General features: G+C 71.5%; 26 protein-coding genes. 11 read left to right on the top strand and 15 right to left on the bottom strand.

The window, feature by feature from the left end; genetic code table 11:
- Positions 1-94 precede the first annotated feature (94 nt).
- Together BLR04_RS26625 and BLR04_RS26630 are read left to right on the top strand one after the other, a co-directional pair.
- On the top strand, positions 95-1,240 hold the full coding sequence (locus tag BLR04_RS26625; RefSeq protein WP_090770461.1) for a sensor histidine kinase: 1,146 nt from the start codon (positions 95-97) through the stop codon (positions 1,238-1,240).
- Between the two features lie 20 nt (positions 1,241-1,260).
- Entirely contained in the window at positions 1,261-1,908 is a 648-nt protein-coding gene (locus BLR04_RS26630; RefSeq protein WP_090770463.1) for a response regulator, read from the top strand.
- A 43-nt stretch (positions 1,909-1,951) separates the two neighbouring features.
- Here BLR04_RS26630 and BLR04_RS26635 read toward each other — a convergent pair whose 3' ends face one another.
- The 5 genes from BLR04_RS26635 to BLR04_RS26655 are packed head-to-tail and all read right to left on the bottom strand — an operon-like array spanning position 1,952 to position 7,668.
- Positions 1,952-2,956, bottom strand: coding sequence for an ABC transporter ATP-binding protein (locus tag BLR04_RS26635; RefSeq protein WP_090770270.1), 1,005 nt, complete (start codon positions 2,954-2,956; stop codon positions 1,952-1,954).
- Entirely contained in the window at positions 2,953-3,927 is a 975-nt protein-coding gene (locus tag BLR04_RS26640; protein ID WP_090770272.1) for an ABC transporter ATP-binding protein, read from the bottom strand. Before BLR04_RS26640 ends, BLR04_RS26635 begins: the two co-directional genes overlap by 4 nt.
- Complete coding sequence (locus BLR04_RS26645) at positions 3,924-4,805, bottom strand: ABC transporter permease (protein ID WP_218129176.1); 882 nt, start codon at positions 4,803-4,805, stop codon at positions 3,924-3,926. Before BLR04_RS26645 ends, BLR04_RS26640 begins: the two co-directional genes overlap by 4 nt.
- Positions 4,802-5,854 carry an ABC transporter permease gene (locus BLR04_RS26650; protein ID WP_090770274.1) on the bottom strand — a complete coding sequence of 351 codons (1,053 nt, stop codon included), beginning with the start codon at positions 5,852-5,854 and terminating at the stop codon, positions 4,802-4,804. Before BLR04_RS26650 ends, BLR04_RS26645 begins: the two co-directional genes overlap by 4 nt.
- Positions 5,851-7,668 (bottom strand): ABC transporter substrate-binding protein, encoded by a 1,818-nt coding sequence (locus tag BLR04_RS26655; protein ID WP_090770276.1) that lies wholly within the window; start codon positions 7,666-7,668, stop codon positions 5,851-5,853. The genes BLR04_RS26650 and BLR04_RS26655 overlap by 4 nt, the downstream gene beginning before the upstream one ends.
- Before the next feature lie 148 nt (positions 7,669-7,816).
- On the opposite strand from BLR04_RS26655, the gene BLR04_RS26660 reads away from it, so the two are divergent.
- The 3 genes from BLR04_RS26660 (at position 7,817) to BLR04_RS26670 (ending at position 10,456) form a co-directional block, all read left to right on the top strand.
- On the top strand, positions 7,817-8,161 hold the full coding sequence (locus BLR04_RS26660) for a ribosomal maturation YjgA family protein (protein ID WP_218129177.1): 345 nt from the start codon (positions 7,817-7,819) through the stop codon (positions 8,159-8,161).
- Positions 8,162-8,224: 63 nt separating this feature from the next.
- Entirely contained in the window at positions 8,225-8,770 is a 546-nt protein-coding gene (locus tag BLR04_RS26665) for a type 1 glutamine amidotransferase domain-containing protein (protein WP_090770281.1), read from the top strand.
- A 138-nt stretch (positions 8,771-8,908) separates the two neighbouring features.
- Positions 8,909-10,456, top strand: a complete 1,548-nt coding sequence (locus tag BLR04_RS26670; protein ID WP_090770283.1) for an amino acid permease — start codon at positions 8,909-8,911, stop codon at positions 10,454-10,456.
- Positions 10,457-10,495: 39 nt separating this feature from the next.
- Here BLR04_RS26670 and lipB read toward each other — a convergent pair whose 3' ends face one another.
- From lipB to BLR04_RS26690, 4 genes are all read right to left on the bottom strand, one after another.
- Positions 10,496-11,134: a lipoyl(octanoyl) transferase LipB gene (gene lipB / locus BLR04_RS26675; RefSeq protein WP_090770285.1), complete on the bottom strand. Its 639-nt coding sequence runs from the start codon at positions 11,132-11,134 to the stop codon at positions 10,496-10,498.
- 81 nt (positions 11,135-11,215) lie between these two features.
- Entirely contained in the window at positions 11,216-11,407 is a 192-nt protein-coding gene (locus BLR04_RS26680; protein ID WP_090770287.1) for a PspC domain-containing protein, read from the bottom strand.
- A 60-nt stretch (positions 11,408-11,467) separates the two neighbouring features.
- Entirely contained in the window at positions 11,468-11,974 is a 507-nt protein-coding gene (locus BLR04_RS26685) for an HAD domain-containing protein (protein ID WP_245740565.1), read from the bottom strand.
- On the bottom strand, positions 11,971-12,891 hold the full coding sequence (locus tag BLR04_RS26690) for an AraC family transcriptional regulator (RefSeq protein WP_090770289.1): 921 nt from the start codon (positions 12,889-12,891) through the stop codon (positions 11,971-11,973). Before BLR04_RS26690 ends, BLR04_RS26685 begins: the two co-directional genes overlap by 4 nt.
- A gap of 195 nt (positions 12,892-13,086) precedes the next feature.
- On the opposite strand from BLR04_RS26690, the gene BLR04_RS26695 reads away from it, so the two are divergent.
- The gene (locus BLR04_RS26695; protein ID WP_090770291.1) at positions 13,087-13,914 is read left to right on the top strand and encodes an undecaprenyl-diphosphate phosphatase; all 828 of its coding nucleotides are present in this window, start codon (positions 13,087-13,089) and stop codon (positions 13,912-13,914) included.
- Between the two features lie 5 nt (positions 13,915-13,919).
- On the opposite strand, the gene BLR04_RS40905 is transcribed toward BLR04_RS26695, so the two are convergent.
- Positions 13,920-14,345 (bottom strand): hypothetical protein, encoded by a 426-nt coding sequence (locus BLR04_RS40905; protein ID WP_176903299.1) that lies wholly within the window; start codon positions 14,343-14,345, stop codon positions 13,920-13,922.
- A gap of 55 nt (positions 14,346-14,400) precedes the next feature.
- Positions 14,401-15,576, bottom strand: a complete 1,176-nt coding sequence (locus BLR04_RS26705) for an MFS transporter (RefSeq protein ID WP_090770295.1) — start codon at positions 15,574-15,576, stop codon at positions 14,401-14,403.
- A gap of 57 nt (positions 15,577-15,633) precedes the next feature.
- On the opposite strand from BLR04_RS26705, the gene BLR04_RS26710 reads away from it, so the two are divergent.
- From BLR04_RS26710 to BLR04_RS26720, 3 genes are read left to right on the top strand one after another with little or no spacing between them, the layout of a single operon-like run.
- Complete coding sequence (locus BLR04_RS26710; protein ID WP_090770297.1) at positions 15,634-15,969, top strand: ArsR/SmtB family transcription factor; 336 nt, start codon at positions 15,634-15,636, stop codon at positions 15,967-15,969.
- Positions 15,962-18,367: an ATP-dependent helicase HrpB gene (gene hrpB / locus BLR04_RS26715; protein WP_090770299.1), complete on the top strand. Its 2,406-nt coding sequence runs from the start codon at positions 15,962-15,964 to the stop codon at positions 18,365-18,367. The genes BLR04_RS26710 and hrpB overlap by 8 nt, the downstream gene beginning before the upstream one ends.
- A 47-nt stretch (positions 18,368-18,414) precedes the next feature.
- Positions 18,415-19,863, top strand: a complete 1,449-nt coding sequence (locus tag BLR04_RS26720) for an amidase (RefSeq protein WP_090770301.1) — start codon at positions 18,415-18,417, stop codon at positions 19,861-19,863.
- Here BLR04_RS26720 and BLR04_RS26725 read toward each other — a convergent pair.
- From BLR04_RS26725 to BLR04_RS26730, 3 genes are read right to left on the bottom strand one after another with little or no spacing between them, the layout of a single operon-like run.
- Positions 19,860-20,705 carry an aldehyde dehydrogenase family protein gene (locus BLR04_RS26725; protein WP_090770303.1) on the bottom strand — a complete coding sequence of 282 codons (846 nt, stop codon included), beginning with the start codon at positions 20,703-20,705 and terminating at the stop codon, positions 19,860-19,862. The genes BLR04_RS26720 and BLR04_RS26725 overlap by 4 nt on opposite strands.
- Complete coding sequence (locus tag BLR04_RS39930) at positions 20,698-20,895, bottom strand: hypothetical protein (RefSeq protein ID WP_143022217.1); 198 nt, start codon at positions 20,893-20,895, stop codon at positions 20,698-20,700. The genes BLR04_RS26725 and BLR04_RS39930 overlap by 8 nt, the downstream gene beginning before the upstream one ends.
- Positions 20,885-22,327 carry an aldehyde dehydrogenase family protein gene (locus tag BLR04_RS26730; protein WP_090770306.1) on the bottom strand — a complete coding sequence of 481 codons (1,443 nt, stop codon included), beginning with the start codon at positions 22,325-22,327 and terminating at the stop codon, positions 20,885-20,887. Before BLR04_RS26730 ends, BLR04_RS39930 begins: the two co-directional genes overlap by 11 nt.
- Positions 22,328-22,504: 177 nt before the next feature.
- Here BLR04_RS26730 and BLR04_RS26735 point away from each other — a divergent pair, with 177 nt between their 5' ends.
- Positions 22,505-22,723 carry a Smr/MutS family protein gene (locus BLR04_RS26735; RefSeq protein WP_090770308.1) on the top strand — a complete coding sequence of 73 codons (219 nt, stop codon included), beginning with the start codon at positions 22,505-22,507 and terminating at the stop codon, positions 22,721-22,723.
- A 114-nt stretch (positions 22,724-22,837) separates the two neighbouring features.
- On the opposite strand, the gene deoC is transcribed toward BLR04_RS26735, so the two are convergent.
- Complete coding sequence (gene deoC / locus BLR04_RS26740) at positions 22,838-23,767, bottom strand: deoxyribose-phosphate aldolase (RefSeq protein WP_245740577.1); 930 nt, start codon at positions 23,765-23,767, stop codon at positions 22,838-22,840.
- A 195-nt stretch (positions 23,768-23,962) separates the two neighbouring features.
- On the opposite strand from deoC, the gene BLR04_RS40910 reads away from it, so the two are divergent.
- Entirely contained in the window at positions 23,963-24,109 is a 147-nt protein-coding gene (locus BLR04_RS40910; RefSeq protein ID WP_176903301.1) for a hypothetical protein, read from the top strand.
- The last annotated feature ends 36 nt before the right edge of the window (positions 24,110-24,145 follow it).

Here is a 24,145-nt window from a genome sequence, read left to right on the forward strand (position 1 = left end):
GGGCGGGACCGCCCGGCCGTCCCCTCCGAACGTCGGCCGGCATCCCCTACTTTCGTCGTAAGCCCGGTCGTCGACCCGCCCATAGGCTGTGGCCATGCGGTTCGTCCTGCTCGGCGGTGCCATGTCCGTGCTCACGCTGGCCGTCCTCGACGGGCAGATGGGGGTGCCGTCCGACCTGCCGATGCCGGTGCAGCTCACGATCGCCGCGGCCGCCGGGCTCGCCGCCTGGCACGCGCGGCGGTCGTGGTGGCCGCTGGCCGTCCTCGGCGCCGTCGCCTACGCCGGGCTGGTCGTGTGGCCGCCCCTGATGCTCGCCTCCTACTACGCCGGCCGCACGCTCCCCCGTCCCCGTGGCATCGCCGCCTACCTCGCCGCGTGCGTCGCGGTGTGCGGGATCGGCGCGATCGTCGGCGAGGCGCGCGACGGTCTGCAGGAACTGCTGACGGCCTCCCTCGGCAACGCGCTGTTCATGATGCTGGGCGTGATCGGGCTGCCGGTGGCGCTCGGCCTGTGGACGGGCGAGCTGCTGCGGGCGGCCAAGGAACGTGCCGAGCGGCTCGAACGCGAGCAGGTCATGCGGGCCGAGCAGGCGAGGACGCAGGAGCGGGCCAGGATCGCCCGCGAGATGCACGACGTGGTGGCGCACCGGGTCTCGCTCGTCGTGCTGCACGCGGGCGCGCTGGAGGTGCGGGCGTCCGACGAGGAGACGGTGCGGGCCGCCGCGCTGATCGGCGGGATCGGCAGGGAGGCGCTGGCCAACCTGCGTGACGTGCTCGGCGTGCTGCGTTCGCCCGAGGGGCACGCCCGGCAGGAGGCCGCGCTGCGGCCCCCGCCCACGCTGGGCGATCTCGACCGGCTGCTCGACCAGTCGAGGGCCCTCGGCATCACAGTGACCCGGCACGACGAGGGCGAGCCACGTCCGGTGGAGCCGACGGTCGAGCGGACGGCGTACCGGGTTGTCCAGGAGGCGCTCACCAACGTGCACAAGCACGCGGGCGATGCCGGGACGCGGGTCCGCATCCACTACGGGACGGACGCGCTGGAGGTGGAGGTGCGCAACGACGCTCCGGCGCCGTCCGGAGCCGCTGACACCCCGCCGCGCGCGCCGCGCGGCGGGGTGCCCGGCGCGGGCTGGGGCCTGGTGGGGCTGCGCGAACGCGTGGAACTGCTCGGCGGCACCCTCCGCACCAGCGCGCAGGACGGCGGCGGCTTCCTCGTCAGCGCCAGGATCCCGGCATGACCGGCGAGCGGGAGACGCGTGTGATCAGGGTGCTCGTGGTCGACGACGAGGAGCTGGTGCGGTCGGGGTTGCGGCTGATCCTGGAGGCGGCGGGTGACATCGTCGTCGTCGGCGAGGCCCGTGACGGCGCGGAGGCCGTCTCCGCCGTGCGGCGCCTGCGCCCCGAGGTCGTGCTCATGGACGTCCGCATGCCCGGCACCGACGGCCTCACCGCTGCCGGACGCGTCCTGACCGAGCCTCGGCCACCAAAAGTGATCATGCTGACCACGTTCGACCTCGACGAGTACGTCCACCAGGCCCTACGGCTGGGCGCGGTCGGTTTCCTGCTCAAGGACACCCCGCCGCGCGAGCTGGCCGCCGCCGTCCGCACGGTCGCGAGCGGCCAGGCCATGCTCTCGCCGTCGGTCACCAAGCGCCTGATCGCCTCGTACGTCGACCGCGTCCCCTCCCGGGCCGAGGCCGCCCGCAGGCAGCTCGCGACGCTCACGGGCCGGGAGGAGGACGTGGTCAGGGCGCTGGCCCGCGGCCTGTCCAACGCCGAGGTCGGCCGCGAACTGCGCCTGACCGAGGCCACGATCAAGGCCCACGTCAGCCGGGTGCTGGCCAAGCTCGGCCTGGCCAACCGCGTGCAGGCCGCGATCCTGGTGCACGACGCCGACCTCGGCTAGGAACCAGCCCTGCCCAGCACGCGGCCTCGGCCAGGACGCCGCCTCAGGACACGGCCTCCGCGTAGTGGCAGGCCGCCTGCGCGCCCGGGACGGCGGGCAGGATGTCCAGCAGCTCGGAGCGGCACTTCGCGTCCACGCCCACCTCGGCCGCCTTGCCGGAGGCGAGCACCTGGCAGCGGGCGTGGAAGCGGCAGCCGCCTGGGATGCGCGTCGGGTCCGGCGGCTCGCCGCTCAGCACCACCCGTTCTGGCGACTCGGGCAGCACCGACAGCAGCGCCTGCGTGTACGGGTGCCGCGGCGCCGTCAGCACCTGCTCGACCGGCCCCGACTCGACGATCCGGCCGAGGTACATGACCGCGACCCGGTCGGCGATGTTCCAGGCGAGGCCGAGGTCGTGAGTGACGACCAGCGCCGACAGGCCGAGCTCCTCGCGCAGCCGGAGCAGCAGAGCGAGGATCTCACCGCGTACGGAGGCGTCCAGGGAGGCCACCGGCTCGTCGGCGATCAGCACCTTCGGGTCGAGCGCGAGCGCGCCCGCGATGACCACGCGCTGACGCTGGCCGCCCGACAGCTCGTGCGGGTAGCGCAGGAAGAACCGCTCGGGCGGCCGCAGCCCCGCCCTGGACAGGGCGGAGGCGACGATCTCCCGCTCGTCGGGCAGCCCGTGGATGCGCGGGCCCTCGGCGACGGCCTCGTACACCGTGTGACGGGGGTTGAGCGAGCCGGTCGGGTCCTGCAGCACCAGCTGCACCTGCCTGCGGTAGGCCTTCAGCGCCTTCGACCCGTAGTCGAGCGCGGCGCCGCCGAAGCGGACCTCGCCCGAGGTCGGGCGTTCGAGGCCGAGCAGGGTGCGGGCGAGCGTGGTCTTGCCGCAGCCGGACTCGCCCACGAGGGCCACGATCTCGCCCTGCCCGATGGACAGGTTGACGCCGTCGACGGCGCGGGCGCGGCGGCCCCGCGAGGAGAACTCGACGTGCAGGTCGCGGGCCTCCAGCAGGGCCGGCCTGGTCGCCTCGGCCGTCTCGTCGGTGGTCTGCGTCTCGGTCATGAGACCTCCTCTTCGGCCCTGGCGTGCACGCACGCCGCCGTACGTCCCGGACCTGCCGGCCAGAGCTGCACGTCGAGGGTCGAGCACCCGTCCACGGCAACCGGGCAGCGGGGATGGAACGAGCAGCCGCCGGGCAGCTGCATCGGGTCGGGCGGGTCGCCGCCGAGCCCCTTCGGCGCCATCCGCGAGCCCGGGTCGCCGACCGTCGGGAAGGCGGCCGCGAGCGCCTTGCTGTAGGGGTGGCGGGCCTCGCGGAAGACCTCGCGGGACGGGCCGTGCTCGACGAGGCGGCCCGCGTACATGACGGCGAGCTGGTCGCACACGTCGGCCAGCACCGACAGGTCATGAGAAATCATGATCAGGGAGATGCCGTGTTCGGCCACCAGCTCCTTGATCAGACTCAGCACCTGCGCCTGGACCATGACGTCGAGCGCGGTGGTCGGCTCGTCGGCGATGATCAGCCGCGGCGAGCAGGCCAGCGCCATCGCGATCATGACGCGCTGCCGCTGCCCGCCCGACAGCTCGTGCGGGTAGCTGCGCGCCCGCCAGGCGGGCAGGCCGACCTGCTCCAGCAGCTCGGTCACCCGCCTGCGGGCCTCGTCGGGCTTGGCGAGATTGTGCGTGAGCAGCGGCTCGGCGATCTGGTCGCCGATCTTGCGTACCGGGTTGAGCCCGTGCTGGGCGCCCTGGAACACGATCGAGGCCTCCGCCCACCGTACGGCCCGCATGCGGCCCCACTTCATGGTGAGCACGTCGTCGCCGTCGAGCAGGATCCGGCCGCCGACACGCGCCTCCTTCGGCAGCAGCCGCAGGAGCGCCATGGCCAGTGTCGACTTGCCGGATCCCGACTCGCCGGCGACCCCGAGCGCCGCTCCCGCGTCGAGGCTCAGCGACACCCCGCGCACCGCGGGCACCTCGCCCGAGGCGATCCGGTACGTCACCGACACGTCGTCGAGTTCGAGCAGACTCATGAGGCCCTCCTGAGCCGCGGGTTGAGCACGGCTTCGAGCGCGCGTCCTGCCAGCATGAACGCCATGACGACGGCCAGGATGGCCAGGCCGGGGATGAGGATGTACCACCAGGCGCCCTGCGTGGGGGCGCCCCAGTCGTACGAGCCGCGCAGCATGGTGCCCCAGGAGGTCTTGTTGGAGCTGACGCCGAGGAAGGCCAGCGTCGACTCGGTGACGATGGCGCTGGCGACCTCCAGCGTGGCGCTGGCCAGCAGCAGCGGCGCCACGTTGGGCAGGACGTGCCGCGTGGTGACGTGCCAGTGTCCGGCGCCGAGCGCCTTCGAGCGCTCGATGTACGGCCTCGACTCGACGGCGAGCGTCTGCGCTCTGATCAGGCGGGCCGTCGTGGGCCACGTGGTGACCCCGATGGCCGCGATGATCGTGAAGGTGCTGCCGCCCAGGATGGCGGCCAGCACCATCGCGGTCACCAGCGAGGGCAGCACGAGGAACCAGTCGGTGACGCGCATGAGCGTCGCGCCGATCCAGCCCCTGAAGTGCCCGGCGGTGATGCCCACGACCATGCCGATCACGATGCTGAGCAGCGCGGCGAGGAAGCCGATGAGCAGCGACGTGCGCGAGCCCCACCACACCATCAGCAGGATGGAGCGGCCGGACTCGTCGGTGCCGAACGGGTAGTCGAGGCTGGGCGCGGCCCACTTGGGCCCGGTGCCGCTGACGACGCTGGTCACGCCCTCGCCGATGAACAGCGGCGCGACGAGCGCGAGCACCACGGCGACGAGCAGGACGACGAGACCCGCCACCCCGGCCCGTTGCTTGCGGAAGTCGGCCCAGAAGCGGCTCACCGCGAGCCGCCTGCGGGCCATGACGACGCCGGTCATGCGGACCTCACCCGGGGGTCGATCATGTGGTACACCACGTCGGCCAGGGTGTTCATGACGATCACCGACACGGTGATCAGCAGGAACGTGCCCTGCATGAGCGTGAAGTCGGGCACGCTGACCGCCTCGTAGAACAGCTGGCCCAGCCCGGGCCAGGTGAAGATGGTCTCCACGGTGACCGCGCCGCCGACCACGAAGCCGATGCGCATGAACACCAGCGTCACGGTGGGCAGCAGGGCGTTGGGCACCGCGTGGCGCCGGCGTACGTCGTCGTCGCGCAGGCCCTTGGCGCGGGCGACGGTGATGTAGTCCTGGCTGACCTCCTCCAGCAGGGACGAGCGCATGACCAGCAGGTACTGCGCGTAGACCACGGCCACGAGTGTCAGGCAGGGCAGCACCATGTGGGCGGCCACGTCGAGCACGTACGCGAACCCGTCGGGCGCGTCGATGCTCTCGCTGCCCCGGAACGGGAGCAGGCCGGGGATCGGCCCGATGCCTACCCCGAACACCATCATGAGCAGCAGGCCCAGCCAGAACGTCGGCACCGACCACAGCACCAGCGACGTGCCGGTGGAGAAGCGGTCGAACCGGCTGCCGTGCCGCCAGCCCGCGTGGATGCCCTGCCACAGGCCCAGGCTGACCGCGATGACCAGGCCGGTTCCGGCGAGCAGCAGGGTGGGCCCGAGCCGCTCGCCGATGAGGTCGAGCACCGGCCGCTTGTACTCGTAGGAGGTGCCGAGGTCGAGCCGCAGGGTGTCGCCCACGAAGTCGAAGAACTGGTTGATCAGCGACTGGTCGAGACCGAGCCGGTGACGCTCCAGGTCGAGCTGCTCAGGGGTCATGTTGCGGCCCTGGGCCAGGTTGCGCACGGGATCGCCAGGCAGCAGCCGGAACACGAAGAACGTGCCGATGACCACCATGGCGATGCTGAACAGCGCCCCGCCCGCCTTCGACAGCGCGTATCGCAGCATGCCTCGGGAGGACGGGGTTTCCTCAGCGGGGCCCGCCGCCTGGACGGCGGGCTCCGCGGCGTCGGGAAGAGCTGTCATTCGCGCTCGTCGGCGGTGCTCTTCCGCCGCCTGGTCAGGAAGAACGCTCCCGCGCCCACCACGACGACGGCGACGACGAGGCCGACGATCAGGGTGGTGTTGGAGCCGCTCTCGGTCGAGGCGCCGGCCGCCGCACCCGTCGGCTTGACGTCGGCGGTGTAGAACGGCCAGTAGCCGCTGCCGCCGTACAGGATGCCGTCGGTCTCCGGGATGGACGTGATGCTGACGATCCGGTCCTTGCGGTAGGCCTCGAGGTCGGCCGTGTAGTAGATCGCGATGATCGGGGCCTCGGTGTAGAGGCGCTCCTGCATCTGCTTGATGATCTCGGCACGCTTCGGCCGGTCGAGCTCCTTCAGCTGCTCCTGGTAGAGCTTCTCGAAGGTGTCGTCACAGAAGAACGACTCGGTGCCGCCGCCCTCGCCGGTCGGCGACGGACGCCGGCTGCACAGGTGGGTGGCCAGGACCTCTTCCGGGTCGGGGTTGACCGACCAGCCGCTGATCGCGATGTCGAACAGGCCGGTGACGCCGGTCTCCTCGGTGAACTTGCTGGAGTCGAGCTTCTTGGTGGTCAGCGAGACGCCGATCTCCTTGAAGAAGCCGGTCAGGTACTCGGCGAGCTTGTCCTCGATCGGGGTGTCGGTGTGGATGCTGAAGCGGAACTCCAGCTTGCGGTCGCTGTCGGGCATCGTGCGGATGCCGTCGGGACCCTTCTTGTAACCGGCGTCGTCGAGGATCTGGTTGGCCTTGGCCGGGTCGTACGAGACCTTGGTGTCGCCGGAGGCCTCCCAGAAGAAGTCCTTGTACATGGGCGGCACGATCGAGCCGTCGGCCGGCTTGGCGAGGCCGTTCTGCACGTCGGCGACGAGCTTCTGCTTGTCGATGGCGTAGTGCAGCGCCTGCCGGACCTTGACGTCCTTCAGCGCGGGGTGGCCGTCACCGACGGGCTTGTCGTCGTTGGTGGTGGCGCCGTGGTTGATCTGCAGGTACGCCCCGCGGCGGCCCTGGGTCTTCCACGCGGTGATCGCCGGGTCGTTGACGATAGCCTCGTACTCCGGCGGGTTGAGCCGGCCGATCAGGTCGATCTCACCGGTCTTGAGCCCGGCGATGGCGGCCTGCGGGTTGGCGTAGAAGATGACCTGCAGCTCGTCGATCTTGGGCTTGCCCCGCCAGTAGTCGGGGTTGGCCACCAGCTTGACGTACTGGTCCTTCTTGTGCTCGACCGCGATGAAGGGGCCGCTGCTCGGCGCCGGGTACTTCTCGGCGTCGTAGTTGGCCATGTCGGTGACCGACTCCCAGGCATGCTTGGGCATGATCGGGATCGGGTTCTCCAGCATGGACGCCTGCGGGGCCTTGAGCTTGATGGTCAGCTCCTGGCCGCTCGCGGTGACGCTCTCGAAGTTCTCGACGGCGGGGCCGTTGGCCGTCTTGGCGGCCTCGTCCGTCATGATCTTGTTGAACGTCCAGGCGGCGTCCTCGGCGGTGACCGGCTGGCCGTCTGACCACTTGGCCTGGCGGATCTTGAACGTCCAGGTCAGGCCGTCCTCGGAGGTCGTCCACGACTCGGCGAGGTCAGGGCTCGGCTGGAGCGTCTTCGAGTCGGGCACCGTGAGGAAGCCGTACATCATGCGGTGGATCTGGGTGGAGACGAGCCGGACCGCGAGGAACGGGTTCATCGAGTCCATCGCCTGGGTTGCGCCGACGCGAAGGATCTTCTTCCCCGCCGCAGGGTCCTGGGCGAGCGCCGCGGTCGTGCCCTGCCCGGCTATTAAGAGCGCGACGCCCAGCGCAGCCAGGCGTGCGAGCCATTTCCTCATATGTGCCTCACCTTCAGGCGGGGGATTCCTGTGTAGAGAAAGGCACACCATACGGCGTCCACATGTCAACGAGCTGCGGAGAATTGTTTCACTCTCGTTTCCGTTTTCGGTGTAAATTTTCAATCACCCACGCCAGCAGCGTGATCACGTGACCCGACTGCACACCGCGCTCGTCGCCATAGTGATCGTGATCTGCGGACTCGGCGTACGAGCGCTGTGGGACGGCCCGGTCGCCAAGTACGCCGGCGACGCGCTCTACACGGCGCTGATCTACGCCCTCCTGGTGCTGCTGTGGCCACGGATCCGCCCGTGGACGGCGGGGATCGCGGCGGCGGCGCTCAGCTGGATGATCGAGTTCGCCCAGCTCGCGAGCATCCCGCGGTGGCTGCAGCCCTTGCTGGGCAGCACGTTCAACCCTCCGGACCTCCTCTGGTACGCCGTCGGCGCCGCCATGACCGCCGTCGCCCACGCCGCCTATACCCGGAGGGGGTAAAGACGCATACATCCCCCCAACCTCGGAAAGGAGAGGAAAAAGAGCTAGTCAAAGGGGGATCTCATGACGGAAGGCAAGACCATCGCGTTCCTGGTGGCTCCTGAAGGCGTCGAACAGGTCGAGCTGACCGAACCGTGGAAGGCGGTCAAGCAGGCGGGGGGCACGCCGAAGCTCGTCTCCACCCGGCCCGGCCAGATCCAGGGGTTCAACCACCTCGACAAGGCCGACAAGTTCGCCGTGGACGAGACGGTCGACGACGCCGAGGCGGCCTCGTTCGACGGCCTCGTGCTGCCCGGAGGCGTCGCCAACCCCGACCACCTGCGCACGCAGCCGAAGGCCGTGCAGTTCGTCCGCGCGTTCTTCGACTCGGGCAAGCCGGTGGCGGCCATCTGCCACGCGTCGTGGACGCTGATCGAGGCCGACGTGGTGCGCGGGCGCACGCTGACGTCCTGGCCGAGCGTGCAGACCGACCTGCGCAACGCGGGCGCCACCTGGGTCGACCAGGAGGTCGTGGTGGACACCGACGCGTCCAACACGCTGGTGACCAGCCGCAAGCCGGACGACCTGAAGGCGTTCTGCCAGGCGGCGATCGACGCGTTCGGCGCGTGACGACGACGGGGCATGGGCGGCGCACGCGCGTCCATGCCCCGCCGGACGAAACTCGCTTGTTACGCCTTGTTCCCTGGGCGGAATTGGTCTAGACGTAGACCAAAAGGAGCGTCCTCCACGCCCCCCAGGGAGACCTCAATGACCGCAGACGAGGATTCCAGACGACTCGCGGAGCTCGGCTACCAGCAGGAACTGGCCCGCACCTGGAGCGGCTTCTCCAACTTCGCCATCTCCTTCTCGATCATCTCGATCCTGGCCGGCTGCTTCACCACGTTCGGCCAGGCATGGAACAACGGCGGCCCCATCGCCATCTCGTGGGGCTGGCCCCTCATCTCCGTGTTCATCCTGATCATCGGCTTCTGCATGTCGGAGCTGGTGTCGGCGTACCCGACGGCGGGCGGCATCTACTGGTGGGCCGCCAAACTCGGCAAGCCGATCCACGGCTGGTTCACCGGCTGGCTCAACCTGATCGGGCTCGTCGCCGTCACCGCGTCGGTCGACTACGGCTGCGCGACCTTCCTCAACATCACCCTCACCAGGCTGACCGGCGGGGCCTGGGAAGGCACGCTCTCCCAGACGTTCCTGCTGTTCGTGATCGTCCTGGCGCTGCACGCGCTGATCAACGTCTACAGCCACCGGCTCATCTCGGTGCTGCAGAACGTCAGCGTGTGGTGGCACGTCGCGGGCGCCGCGATCGTGGTCGCCATCCTCGTGTTCGCCCCCGAGAGTCACCAGACGCCCGGGTTCGTCTTCGGCGGCACGATCAACAACTCGGGCTTCGGCGACGGCACCGACGGACTGCCCTTCTGGTTCTACGTGCTGCCGCTCGGCTTCCTGCTCACCCAGTACACGATCACCGGCTTCGACGCCTGCGCGCACGTGTCGGAGGAGACCCAGGGCGCGGCGACGCACGCCGCCCGCGGCCTGTGGCAGTCGATCTTCTACTCGGCCATCGGCGGCTGGATCGTGCTGCTGTCGTTCCTGTTCGCCGCCACCGACGTCGACGCGATCAACGCGGACGGCGGCTTCGTCGGCACGATCTTCGAGACCGCGCTGTCGTCACCGCTCGCCACGGCGATCTTCGCGATCTCCACGGTCGGCCAGTTCTTCTGCGGCATGAGCTGCGTGACGTCGATGTCGCGGATGACGTACGCGTTCTCCCGCGACGGCGCGGTGCCGGGCTGGCGGCTGTGGTCGAAGGTCGACCGCAACCGCACCCCGGTCAACGCGATCGTCGCGGGCTGTGTCGCCGCCGCGCTGATCACCCTGCCCGCGCTCTACGCCCCTCCAGGGCTGACCACCCCGGTCGCGTTCTACGCCGTCGTGTCGATCGCGGTCATCGGGCTCTACCTGGCGTTCCTCATCCCGATCTGGCTCCGGCTGCGCATGGGTGACGCCTTCCAGCCCGGCCCGTGGACGCTCGGCAAGAAGTACAAGGCGCTGTGCTGGATCGCGTGCGTCGAGATCGCGATCGTGTCGGTCTACTTCGTCCTGCCGTTCTCGCCGGCCGGTGTGCCGGGCAACCCCGACTTCACCTGGACGTCGGTCAACTACGCGCCGATCGCCGTCGGCGTGGTGCTGATCGGGATCGCGCTGTGGTGGTCGCTGTCGGCGCGGCACTGGTTCACCGGCCCGCGCCGGACGATCGAGGATCCGGACCCGGTGGGCGACGTCACGACGCCATGACAACTGTCGGCGGGCGCGGTTCCGCGCCCGCCGGTGCCGTCAGGACGCCTCGAACGCCTCCGCGACGACCTTGCGCACCTCGTCCATGGAGGCCGCGCCCAGCTCGCGCTTGACCGAGGTCATGTCGACGTCGGGCATGCCGCAGGCGACCGCCCAGTTCCACGGCGTCAGGTCGCCGTCAACGTTGATCGCGAAGCCGTGGCTCGTGACGCCCCGGCTCTGCCGCATGCCGATCGAGACGACCTTGCGTCCGGTCTCCGCCGTCCACACGCCGGTCAGCAGCTCGGACCCCGGCGGGGTGTCGCGGCGCTCGGCCGGCAGCCCCAGCTTCCCGAGCGCCTCCACCAGCCGCAGCTCGACCTCGCGCACGTAGTCGACGATGCCCTCCGTCTCGCCGAGCTTGACGATCAGGTAGCCGACGAGCTGGCCGGGGCCGTGGTAGGTGAGCTGGCCGCCGCGACCCGTCTCGACCACGGGGATGCCGTGCGAGGGGTCGGGCAGGTGCTCCGGCAGGGTGCGCCGCGCGGCGGTGTAGACCGACGGGTGGCTCAGCAGCCAGAGCGTGTCCGGCAGCTCCTCCTGTTGACGCTGCCCGACGAGGTCGGACATGCGTTCCATCGCCTTGTCGTAGTCGACGAGCTGCTCATCCTGGATGAGCGTCAACGGCCTGGCTCTCATTCTCCCGAGGATATGCCGCCGCGCCGATGACGGGACACCGGGCCCGGGAGGGCGCCTTCAGCGCCCTCCGCGGCCGCGGGCTCACACCGTGCGGTACGTCTTCGGCGCCTGGGGAACCAGGATCCACATCGCGACGTAGAGCACCCACAGCGGCCCCGGGATGAGCGACAGGATCAGCCACAGGATCCGGACGAGGGTGGGCGGCATGCCCAGCCTGTCGGCGATGCCACCGCAGACCCCAGCGATGATCCTGTGCTCTCGTGAGCGGTACATGATCTCCTCCGTACTGGACGACCTACCCGTACAACGCGCCGGGACGGCGACGGGCTCCCGTCAGGAACCCTGAGAAAACCCTGTAAGGGTCAGCCAGTCATGTGCCATGCCCAGATGACGGCTGGTCAGTCCCTCTTCCGGGTCGACGTGCACGAGGAGGAAGTCGTGCAGACCCTGACGCACCCTGAGATGGTCCTCGTCCTCCGCCCACACCTGGTCGTCGAACCAGACGAACCGCCGCCGCCCGACGTACGCGGCCACGTGCCTGGTCTTGAACAGCTCGCCGTGCTCGCCAGGCACGGCGGGGGTCATCGGGATGACGGGCAGTTCCGGCAGGCCGATGCGGGGGCCGATCCAGTCGTTGGCGTGGTGCTCCCACGTGGTGGCCCAGACGAGCTCGGCCCCGGTCGAGTCGGCCAGTTCGAGCAGCCGGCGGCCGTGGCGGGGGTCGAGGAACACGGTGTAGTCGACGCCCTCGACCGTGCACAGGTAGCGCCTGAAGTCGAGCGACGGGCGGCCCATCGGGTTGAGCACGCCGTCGACGTCGAGCAGGATCAGCGGCTTCACCGCGTCACCCCGTCCCGGTGCTCGCGCGGGCTGACGCCCCGGACGCGTTTGAAGGCGGCGCTGAGCGCGAACGGGCTGCCGTACCCGACCTTCCTGGCGACGGACCCGATCGTGGCGTCCGGCTCGCGCAGCAGGTCGGCGGCGAGCGAGAGGCGCCAGTCGGTGAGGAACGTCATCGGCGGCTCCCCCACCAGCTCGGTGAAGCGCCTGGCCAGCGCCGCCCTCGACACGCCCACCTCGTCGGCGAGCGCGGCGACCGTCCACGGGTGGGCGGGGTTGTTGTGCAGCATGCGCATGGCCTTGCCGACCACGGGGTCGCTCATCGCGCGGTACCAGCCGGGCGCGTGGTGGGTGGCGAAGTGCGCCCGCAGCACCGCGATCAGCAGCAGGTCGAGCAGCCGGTCGAGGACGGCCTCCTGGCCGGGTTCGTCCTTGGCGATCTCGGCGTCGAGCAGCCGGCTGACCGCGCCGCCCGGCTGCACGACGAGCGGCGGCAGCGCGTCGAGCAGCCGCCTGCTCACCGCGCCCTCCATCGGGTAGGCGCCGGTGAGCAGCACGGTCGCGCCGTCGGGGCCGTCGCCCCACGTCCGTACGCCGAGGTCCATCGCCTGGTGCACCGACTCGCCGTCGACCGTGGCGCAGCGCTGTCCGGGGTGGATGACGATCTGTGGCGGGGTGGCGGGGTCGTCGGCCACCGTGTACGGCTCCGGCCCCCGCACGACCGCCACCTGTCCCGGCTCCACGCGTACCGGCTCGCCGCCGTCGAACCAGATCCACGACTCGCCGCGCACCTGCGCGACGACCGCCAGCGGGGCCTCGTCCTGGATGCGCAGCGACCAGGGCGGGTCGAGGATCGTACGGAGGAGGAAGGCGCCGCGGGCTCTCGGGCCGTCGAGAAGAGCCGCGAGCTGGTCCATGCGGTAGACGATCGCATATGCCTACAAGCTACTCAAGCATGGAAACTCTTCCCGGCATGGAGCCTGGCCCGCGTACAGCCGCGGGGTGACGGCCGCGCGAATTCCCGGCGTCGAAGGGCGGAACTCGAGCGAACCGCGACTGCCGATTCGCTAGCCTCACCTGGTCAGTTCCCGCGTGCTCGAAAGGTTGACGTCGTGATCGGCTGGCTGGAAGCGGTGATTCTGGGGTTGGTCCAGGGGCTGACGGAGTTCCTGCCGATCTCCTCCAGCGCCCACATCCGGGTGGTGTCCGCTTTCGCCGGTTGGCCCGACCCCGGAGCGGCGTTCACGGCGGTCATCCAGCTCGGCACGGAGGCGGCCGTGCTCATCTACTTCCGCCAGGAGATCTGGGAGATCATCTCCACCTGGACGCGCTCGCTGTTCGTCAAGGACCTGCGCGGCCACTGGGCGGCCCGCATGGGCTGGTACGTCATCGCCGGCACCCTGCCCATCGCCGTCCTCGGCCTGCTGCTGAAGGACCAGATCGAGACAACATTCCGCGACCTGCGCCTGGTCGGCACCACGCTGATCGTCTTCGCGCTCATCCTGTGGTTCGCCGACCACACCGCCCGCAACAAGCTCACGCTGGAGAAGCACCTCAGCTTCACGCACGCCATCGTGTACGGCTTCGCGCAGTCGCTCGCGCTGATCCCCGGCGTGTCCCGCTCGGGCGGCACGGTCACCGCCGGTCTGCTGCTCGACTACCGCCGCGAGGACGCCGCGAAATACTCGTTCCTGCTGGCCATCCCGGCCGTGCTCGCCTCCGGCGGGCTGGAGCTGGCCGAGATCGGCGACGGGCCCGTCGCCTGGGGGCCGACGATCCTGGCCACGGTGATCTCGTTCGTCGTCGGGTACGCGGCGGTGGCCTGGTTCCTGCGCTACATCAGCACCCACCGCTTCACCGGGTTCGTGATCTACCGGATCGTCCTCGGCTTCTTCGTCATCCTCGCCGTCACCCTGGGATGGATCCCGGCGAACGGCTGACCGGCTCAGGCGGTCCGCGGGTAGCGGCTGCAGAGCGCGAAGACGGCGGCGAAGAGGGTCCAGGCCGTGACGTACGCGACGGGGTGGGCCCAGGCGTCGCCGACGACGTCGGCCAGCGCCTGGCGGCCCTCGACGTGGACGAGCAGCCCCGCGGCGGCCCCCGGGATCGCGCCCCACCAGCGCCGCCACCACACCTCGAAGGCGATCACCTCCCACACGACGAGGGCGATCGGCCCCAGCAGGAGCAGCTTCAGGCCGGGCGGGTCCGACAGGACGGCGGCGAGCCCCATGACCGCCACGGCCGAGCCGCCCGTGAGCAGGACGACGAGCCCCAGCGGCGCTGGTTCGTCGCGCGGGTCACCGGGAGCGGTCCGGGAATCGTGAGCCGCCTCGGGATCGTCGCCAGGGGTCGCGTCCAAGTCGTCGGGCACAGCCGCCATTCTGGCCGACGACGTGCGGGGGCGCGAGGTCCCGAGGGGTCCCGGCTCAGGCCGGGACGGTCACGGGAGTGCGGGCCTGGCGGTAGGTGGCCAGGGTGAAGACGATGTTCAGCAACCCGAGCGCGGTGGCCAGCACGACGACGCCGGTCCTGCCGAACGTGTCGAGCGCCGCGCCACCGGCGATCCCGGCCGCGAACACGCCGACGTACTGGGCCGACGACAGCAGCCCGAGCCCGATCGGCACGTTGCCGGGCACCACGCTGACCGTCCTGAACTGCTGCGTGGGGGCCACCATCCAGCCGAGCCCGCCCCAGACGAACGCCCAGACGAGCGCGACGGGCAGCGCCAGGTTCGCGACGGGGATCAGGGCGAGGAACAAGGCGGTGAAGACCAGCCCGATGAACACCATCCGGCGCGGCCCGTAGGTGTCGGTGAGGCGCCCGCCGAGCTGGTTGCCGACGACGCCGCCGATCCCCCACGCCCACAGCACGGCCGTGAGCGGCAGGTCGAACAGCGATCCGATGTAGGTGTACGCGCTGAACACCGACGCGAACGCGAGCAGCTGCGTCCCCAGCACCGCGAGCACCCGCCGGTCGGCGAGCGGCGCGAACCGCTCCCACAGCCGCCCCGACGTCTCGACCGTGACGCGCGGCACCATGGCCGCGACGCCGATGAAGCCGATCACTCCCAGCGCGGCGACCAGCCAGATCGTGGCCCGCCAGCTCACCGCGCCGCCGAGCCAGGTGCCGAGCGGCACGCCGATCGCGGACGACACGGTCATCCCGCCCATCACCAGCGCGAGTGCCCGCCCGCGCCGCGAGGGCTCGGTGAGCGCGTTGGCCACGCCCGACGCCGTCGGCGTGAACATGGCCGCCCCCGCGGCTGCGACCACCCGGGTGGCCAGCACCAGCCCGTACGTCGGCGCGAGCGCGGTCAGCACGCTGCCCACCACGAACACCGCGAGGGCCAGGAGCAGCAGGGTCTTACGGGACAATCGCGCGGTCACCGCGGCCAGCACGGGCGACAGCACCGCGTACGCCAGCGCGAAGACGGTCATGAGCTGCCCCGCCGCGGACGTGGAGACCCCCAGGTCCGCGGAGATGGGCGGCAGCAGCCCTGCCGTCACGAACATGCCCGTACCTATGGCGAAATTTCCGAGTGCGAGTGGGTAGAGGCGCGAGCCCACGAGAAGCCTCCGAGCAGGGGAAAGTTTGACGCCCATCAAACTGACGCATAGTTTGATGGTTGTCAAACCATGCGACGGCGATAGGGTTTCCGCATGCGCCTGCTACCGCACCCCGCCATGGAGGACGTCGAGCTCACAGAGGTCCTGCGAGCGCTGTCCGACCCGATCCGCCTAGAGGTGGTCGTCCGCCTGGCCACCGACGGCGAGACGACCTGCGGCAAGCTCGGCGAAGACCTGGGCATCCACAAGTCCACCGCCTCCCACCACCTGCGGACGCTGCGCGAGTCCGGCCTGGTGTTCACCAAGCAGGACGGTCGGCTCAAGTACATGAGCCTGCGCCGCGACGAGCTCGACGACCGCTTCCCCGGCCTGCTCGACGCGATCCTGTCCGCCGCCCGGCAGGACACCAGAGCCGGAGCCCATGCCTGACGGGCTGCCCATCCGGCACGTTCTCCCCCAGCTGCTGTCGACGCTCGACCGGCACGGCAGCGCGGTGCTGACCGCGCCGCCCGGCACCGGCAAGACCACCGTGGTCCCGCTGGCCCTCGCGGAGGCCGGGCTGCGGGTGCTCGTCGCCGAGCCGCGCAGGCTGGCCGTGCGCGCGGCCGCCCGGCGGATGGGCGTGAGCTACACCATCCGTGGCGAACGCCACACCGGCGCCAACCCCATGGTCGAGGTCGTCACCACCGGCGTGCTGCTCCAGCGCCTCCAGCGCGACCAGGAGCTGTCCGGGGTCGACGCGGTCGTGCTCGACGAGTGCCACGAACGCCACCTCGACGCCGACACCGCGCTCGCCTTCCTCCTCGACGTACGCGACACGCTCCGGCCCGACCTGCGGCTGCTGGCCACGTCCGCGACCGCCGACGCCGGGCCGTGGTCCGAGCTGGTCGGCGGGCCCGTCGTCGCCGCCACCGGCGTCACCCACCCCGTGGAGACGGTCTGGGCGCCGCCGCCCAAGCCCGTCGCGCCGCCGCACGGCCTCCGCGTCGATCCTGCGCTGCTGTCCCACGTGGCCGCGGTCGTCCGCCGGGCGCTCGCCGAACACGACGGCGACGTGCTCTGCTTCCTGCCGGGCGTCGGCGAGATCGGCCGGGTGGCCGCGATGCTGACCGACGTGCTGACCGGCGTGCTGACCGGTGACGTCGAACTGCTTCAGGTGCACGGCCAGGCCCCGGCCCGCGTCCAGGACGCCGTCCTGTCCCCCGGCACGGCCCGCCGGGTGGTGCTGGCCACGTCGGTGGCCGAGTCGAGCCTGACCGTGCCAGGCGTCCGGGTCGTCGTCGACTCCGGCCTCGCCCGCGAGCCGCGCACCGACCACGCCCGCGGGCTCGGCTCGCTCACCACCGTCCGGGTGTCCAGGGCCTCGGCCGACCAGCGGGCCGGACGCGCGGGCCGCGAGGCGCCCGGCGTGGTCTACCGGTGCTGGGCGGCCGCCGACCACGAACGCCTGGCCGACCACTCCAGGCCCGAGATCGCGCTGGCCGACCTGACCGGGTTCGCGCTGCAGGCCGCCTGCTGGGGCACGCCCGACGCCTCCGGCCTCGCGCTGCTCGACCCACCGCCGGCCGCCGCGATGTCGGCCGCCGTCCGTACACTCCGGGTGCTCGGGGCGCTCGACGACTCCTCCCGGGTCACCTCGCGCGGGCGGCGGATGGCGCTCGCCGGCGTGCACCCGCGCCTGGCCCGCGCGCTGCTCGACCTCGGGCCGCGTGCCGCCGAGGTGGTGGCGCTGCTGTCGGAGCCGCCGCCGCGCGACGCCCCCGACGACCTGGTGGAGCTGTGGCGTACGGCCCGCCGCGGCGGCACCCCGTACGCCGCCCGCTGGCGCCAGGAGACGCGCCGCCTCCAGCGCGTCGCCACCGAGGGCGACCGGCCGCGGACGCATGACGACGCGCTGGCCGGGGCGGTGGTGGCGCTGGCGTTCCCCGAGCGGGTGGCCCGGCGGCGCGGGGGCGGCTACCTCATGGCGTCCGGCACGCAGGCGCAGCTCGCCGACGGCTCGCGGCTGCACGACGCGGAATGGCTGGCCGTCGCGGTCGCCGACCGCCCCACCGGATCGGCCTCGGCCCGGGTCAGGCAGGCCGTGGTCATCGACGAGGCCACCGCGCGGCTGGCCGTCACCGCCACCGTCGAGGACGAGGTCACCTGGCGCGTCCCGCCCGGCGGGCGGCGCGGCGACGTGTCGGCCCGCCGGGTCGAGCGGCTGGGCGCGATCGAACTGTCGGCCACCCCGCTCAAGGACGCCGACGTCCGCGCGGCGATCCTGCACGGCCTGCGTACCGAAGAGGTCCTGACCTGGACGAAAGCCGCGATCGAGCTGCGCGACCGCCTGGCGTTCTGCCACCGGGCCGTCGGCGACCCCTGGCCGTCCATGGACGCGCTCGCCGACCTCGCCGACCAGTGGCTCGAACCCGAGTTGTCCCGGGCCCGCCGCCGCGCCGACCTCGAACGCATCGACGTGGCCACCGCCCTGCGCCGGCTGATCCCGTGGAGCGAACGCCTCGACGCGGTGGCCCCCGAGCGCATCGAGGTGCCGAGCGGGTCGCGCGTGCGCGTCGACTACTCGGGCGAGCAGCCGGTGCTCGCGGTGAAGCTGCAGGAGGTGTTCGGCTGGCAGGAGGCGCCACGGATCGCGGGCGTGCCGGTGCTCGTCCACCTGCTGTCCCCCGCCGGTCGGCCCCTCGCCGTCACGGCCGACCTCGCGTCGTTCTGGCGCGACGCCTACCGCTCCGTACGGGCCGAGATGCGCGGCCGCTACCCCCGGCACCCCTGGCCCGACGACCCACTCACCGCACCCCCCACCCGCCGTACGAAGAACCGGAGCTGACCGAACACCACGTGGACGCATGCACCTGAAACCTGCACACTCAAGACATGGTGTGGGCAGGCAGGTCCGCGGTCGAGATCGCGACAGCCGTCCGGCGCGGAGACGTCACGCCGGAGACCGTCGTCGAGGAGCACCTGCACGTCATCTCCCAGCGAGACCCGCGGATCGGGGCGTTCCGGCTGGTCCGCGAGCAGGCAGTGCACGAGGCGCGGCTGCTGGCCAAGCGGCGCGACCTGGCCGAGCTGCCGCTGGCCGGGGTGCCGGTGGCGGTCAAGGACAACCTGGAGGTGGCGGGCGAGGCCACCCGCGGCGGGTCCGCCGCCACGTCCGGCTCGCCCGCCCGTGACGACCACCCGGCCGTGGCCCGGCTGCGGGCGGCGGGCGCCTTGATCGTGGGGCTGACGAACCTGCCCGAGCTGGCGCTGGTCGCGTTCGGCGACAGCGCGTACGGCGTCGTCCGCAACCCGTGGGACCTCTCGCGCACGGCGGGCGGCTCCTCGTCGGGCAGCGCCGCGGCCGTGGAGGCCGGCATGGTGCCGCTCGCGATCGGCAACGACGGCATGGGCTCGCTGCGGATCCCGGCGGCCTGCTGCGGTGTGCTGGCCGTGAAGCCCGGCACGGGTCTGGTGCCGCCGCCGTCCGACGACTGGGACCACCTCGCCGAGAACGGCCCCTTCGCCATGACCGCCGCCGACCTGGCGCTCGCGCTGTCCGTGCTGGCCGGTGACCCGTCGCTGGCGGAGGCGTGGCGCGGCGGCCGGCGGGTGGAGCCTCCACGGCCCATGCTGCGCTCGGTCTGGGCGGGCGACGACCAGGTGTGGGAGCCGCAGCCGCCGCCCGGCGGCCCCGAGCCTTTCGACCTGCGCGTGGCCTACGCGCCCCAGCCGCTGCCCGTCGGCCTGCCGATGGACCGGGAGTTCCAGGCCGCCGTACGGGCGGCGGCGGAGTCGCTGCGGGTGGCCGGGCACACCATCGTCGAGCACGGCCACCGGCTGCCCGCCGCGCTCGGCTTCGCCACGATCGCGACCTGGCTCGGCCAGGCGGCCGCCTCCGTCGGCGCCGCCGAACTGGACAGGCGCCGCCTCGACCGCCGCACCCGGGCGCTCGCCCGCGGCGGACGCGTCCTCGGAGCGCTCGGCCTGACCGGCGCACGCGGCCGGGGCCGCTGGGCCGGCTACGGCGCCGACCAGTGGTTCGGCAGGGCCGACGTGCTCGTCACCCCGGCGCTCGCCGCCGTGCCGCCCAGGGCCGACGGGTGGAGCGAGCGCGGGTTCCTGCGCAACGCCCTCACCAACGTCAGGTACGCCCCGGCCACCGGCGCGTGGAACATGTGCGGCTGGCCCGCGATGACCGTCCCGCTGGCCACCCACTCCAGCGGGATGCCGATCGGCGTGCAGCTCGTCGCCCCGCCGGGCGGCGAGCCGCACCTCCTCGGGCTGGCCGCCCAGCTCCAGGCCGCCTACCCGCCGATCAGGGCCCGCGGGTACGCGTTCTAGACGCCGATCGGGTGCCAGACGGTCTTGGTCTCGAGGAACCTGGCCATCCGCCCGACGCCGGGATCGGCCGTCCAGTCCTCGTCGACCGGGCGCGTGACCCGCTTGAGGTTCTCCGCCGCCGCCTGCTCGCACGTGAGCGTGAGGTCGGCGTCGGCCACGCCGGTGAGGTCGAGCCCGTTGACGTCCATGTGCGCGGCCAGCCAGGGGGCCAGCTCGGCCTGCCGCCCGGTGAGGACGTTGACCACGCCGCCCGGCAGGTCGGAGGTGGCGAGCACCTCGGAGAACGTGATCGCGGGCAGGGGCGCGGACTCGGAGGCGACGACGACGCAGGTGTTGCCCGTCACGATCGCCGGCGCCACCACCGACACCAGGCCGAGCAGCGGGTCGGCGGGCGCCACGATCGCGATCACGCCGCCCGGCTCGGGCGTCGACAGGTTGAGGTACGGCCCGGCGACCGGGTTGGCCGCCCCGAGGACCGCGGCGACCTTGTCGGACCAGCCCGCGTACCAGACCAGCCGGTCGATCGCGGCGTCGACGCGTTCGAGCGCGGCCCGCTTGCCCCCGCCGAGCTCGTCGGCGAACTGCGCGCGCCGCCCCTCCAGCATCTCGGCGACGCGGTAGAGGATCTGACCCCGGTTGTAGGGCGTGGCGCCCGACCAGCCGGCGAACGCCTTGCGCGCGGCCACCACGGCGTCGCGGGCGTCCTTGCGGGACGCCAGCGAGGCGTTGGCCAGGAACTCTCCCTTGGCCGAGGTCACGGGGTAGGACCTTCCACTCTCAGAGCGCGGGAACGCCCCTCCGATGTACAGCTTGTAGGTCTTTCTGACGGACAACCTACTCATCGCCCCGACCCCTCCAGGTGGACTCCTGCGACATCTGGACCGGCACGAAGACCTGGCCGCACCGGCTCACCCCGCAGCGGTGGGCGTACCAGCCGACCCGTACCGGACGGCCGGCCCTGGCGTAGGCGTGGTCTCTGGTGGCCTGGATGCGCCGCTCACGGCGGCGGGCCCGGCGGTGCTCACACGTCAAGGTAGGCCTCCAGCCCGTGCAGTCCGCCCTCGCGGCCGAAGCCCGACTCCTTGTAGCCGCCGAACGGCGAGGCCGGGTCGAACTTGTTGAACGTGTTGGCCCACACGACGCCGGCCCGCAGCCGCTCGGCCATCCACAGGATGCGCGAGCCCTTCTCGGTCCACACGCCCGCCGACAGCCCGTACGGCGTGTTGTTGGCCTTCTCGACCGCCTCTGCGGGGGTGCGGAAGGTCAGCACCGACAGCACCGGCCCGAAGATCTCTTCACGGGCGACGGTGTGGGACTGCGCGACCCCGGTGAACAAGGTCGGCGGGAACCAGAAGCCCTTGGCCGGCAGCTCGCACGCGGGCGACCAGCGCTCGGCGCCCTCGGACTCGCCGATCTCGCTGAGCCGCCTGATCTTGGCCAGCTGCTCGGCGGAGTTGATCGCGCCGACGTCGGTGTTCTTGTCGAGCGGGTCGCCCACGCGCAGCGTGGCCAGCCGGCGCTTGAGCGCGTCGAGCAGCTCGTCGTGGATCGACTCCTGCACCAGCAGCCGCGACCCGGCGCAGCAGACGTGGCCCTGGTTGAAGAAGATGCCGTTGACGACGCCCTCGACGGCCTGGTCGATGGCGGCGTCGTCGAACACGATGTTGGCGGCCTTGCCGCCGAGTTCGAGCGTGAGCTTCTTGCCGGTGCCGGCGACCGCCCGCGCGATGATCCGGCCGACCTCGGTGGAGCCGGTGAAGGCCACCTTGTCGACGTCGGGGTGGGCGACGACGGCCGCGCCCGTGTCACCGGCGCCGGTGACGATGTTGACCACGCCGGGTGGCAGCTCGGCCTGGCGGCAGATGTCGGCGAACAGCAGCGCGGTCAGCGGCGTCGTCTCGGCCGGCTTCAGCACCACGGTGTTGCCGCACGCCAGCGCCGGGGCGATCTTCCAGGCCAGCATGAGCAGCGGGAAGTTCCACGGGATCACCTGGCCGGCGACGCCGAGCGGCTTCGGGGCGCCTTGCCCCGTCCGGCCGAAGCCCGCGTACTGCAGCTTGTCGGCCCAGCCCGCGTAGTAGAAGAAGTGGGCCGCCACCAGCGGCAGGTCGACGTCACGTGACTCGCGGATCGGCTTGCCGTTGTCGAGCGACTCCAGCACGGCGAGCTCCCTGGCCCGCTCCTGGATGATGCGCGCGATGCGGAACAGGTATTTGGCGCGCTCGCTGCCCGGCAGGGCACTCCACACGCCGAACGCCTTGCGCGCCGCCTGGACGGCCCGGTCGACATCGTCGGAGGTCGCCGCGGCGACCTCGGCGAGCGTTTCCTCGGTGGCGGGATTGACCGTCTTGAACGGCTTGCCCGACCCTTCGACGAACTCGCCGTTGATGAACAGCCCGTACGACGACCTCAGGGTGACGACGTCGCGTGACTCGGGCGCGGGGGCGTACTCGAAGATCGCCATCGGTCAGTCCAGGGTCAAGTATCTGGGGAACACGTCTGCCAGCGTAGACGGTCAGCGAGAATGCAACGAGGACGTGCCGTGCCCCACCCCGTCAGCGCCGCACCTCAGCCGCTCGGCCCACCCCCTGAGCCGGTCGAAATCGTTACGTGGAGCCGGATCCCGTGCCACCATGCGGGCATGAGCAGTACGGAGCGGCTCGAACAGGCATCTGTCGAGTACGCCGACGCCACGAAGCGGGCGCAGGAGGCGCGGGCACGGCTCATGGACGCGATCGTCCAGGCGGCTCGCGACGGGGTGCGCCAGATCCAGATCGTGAGAGCGACCGGCTACACGCGAGAAGCCATCCGCCAGATCTGCGCGAACGCCGGCCTGACGGAGGACCCGAGTCGCTCCTGACCACTCGACCACACGGCGTCATGTGGGCCGGCTGGTCGTCACCGTCCTGAGGGCGCGTGCTCGTGACCACGTGGGAAAGAACTCGGGGATCCCCGCTGGGGAGATCCCCGGGGCTCAGTCGAGGGTGAAGTGGTCGGGGCCCGCGTAGCGGCCGGTGGTGAGCTTCTCGCGCTGCATGAGCAGGTCGTTGAGCAGCGACGACGCGCCCAGCCTGAACCACTCGGGGCTCAGCCAGTCGTCGCCGGCGGTCTCGTTGACCAGCACGAGGTTCTTGATCGCGTCCTTGGTCGTACGGATGCCTCCGGCGGGCTTCACCCCGACCTGCCGCCCGGTGGCCGCGCGGAAGTCGCGGACCGCCTCCAGCATGATCATCGTGACCGGGGGCGTGGCGGCGGGCGACACCTTGCCGGTGGAGGTCTTGATGAAGTCGGCCCCCGCCAGCATCGCCAGCCAGGACGCCCGGCGCACGTTGTCGTAGGTGGACAGCTCGCCGGTCTCGAGGATCACCTTCAGGTGGGCCGGACCGCAGGCGGCCTTCACCGCGACGATCTCTTCGTACACCTTCAGGTAGTGGCCGGACAGGAACGCGCCGCGGTCGATCACCATGTCGATCTCGTCGGCGCCGGACGCGACCGCCTGCGCGGTCTCGGCGACCTTCACGTCGAGCGACGAGCGGCCGCTGGGGAACGCGGTGGCCACCGAGGCGATCTTGATGCCGGTGCCGGTCAGCGCCTCGGCCGCCACCGCGACGAGGTCGGGGTAGACGCAGACGGCGGCCACCGAGGGGGCCTCGCCGCCGGGCCGGACGGCCTTCGCGCACATCGCGCGCACCTTGCCGGCCGTGTCGGCCCCTTCGAGGGTGGTCAGGTCGACCATGGAGATGGCCAGGTCGATGGCCTGGGCCTTGGCCGTGGTCTTGATCGAACGGGTGCCGAGCATGGCCGCCCGCTGGTCGGCGCCGACCCGGTCAACCCCGGGAAGGCCGTGCAGGAAGGCCCGCAGCGCCGCGTCGGACGAGGCGACGTCGGCGAGCGAGGTAGTCACAGTTGACACCTGCACAGCATCGCCGACCAGGACCCCTACCTCCAAACCGGCCCCCTTAGGCACCCCCGCCCGTCCCTCTAGGTAGGTCATGACGACCGGGGAACCCCGAGATAGGGCATCCACCCGATGTGGGAGGAGACGCCTTAGCCGCAGACTTGAATATGTCAGGAAATCACGAATTAACAGGAGTTCTCAGTGAATCCCGAGATCCAGTTCCAGCTCATGAAGTCCACCGCCAGGGAGATGCGTGAGGCGGCCGCCGACCACCGGCGAGTACGCGACGCCCAGGCCGGCAACAAGGCCGAGCGCCGCTCGCTGTTCGGCAAGCGCCGTACCGCATGAACACCGCACGAGAGCCCGGCCGGCCGAGTCGCCCCG

It is taken from the genome of Nonomuraea maritima, assembly GCF_900100395.1.
Lineage (GTDB): Bacteria > Actinomycetota > Actinomycetes > Streptosporangiales > Streptosporangiaceae > Nonomuraea > Nonomuraea maritima.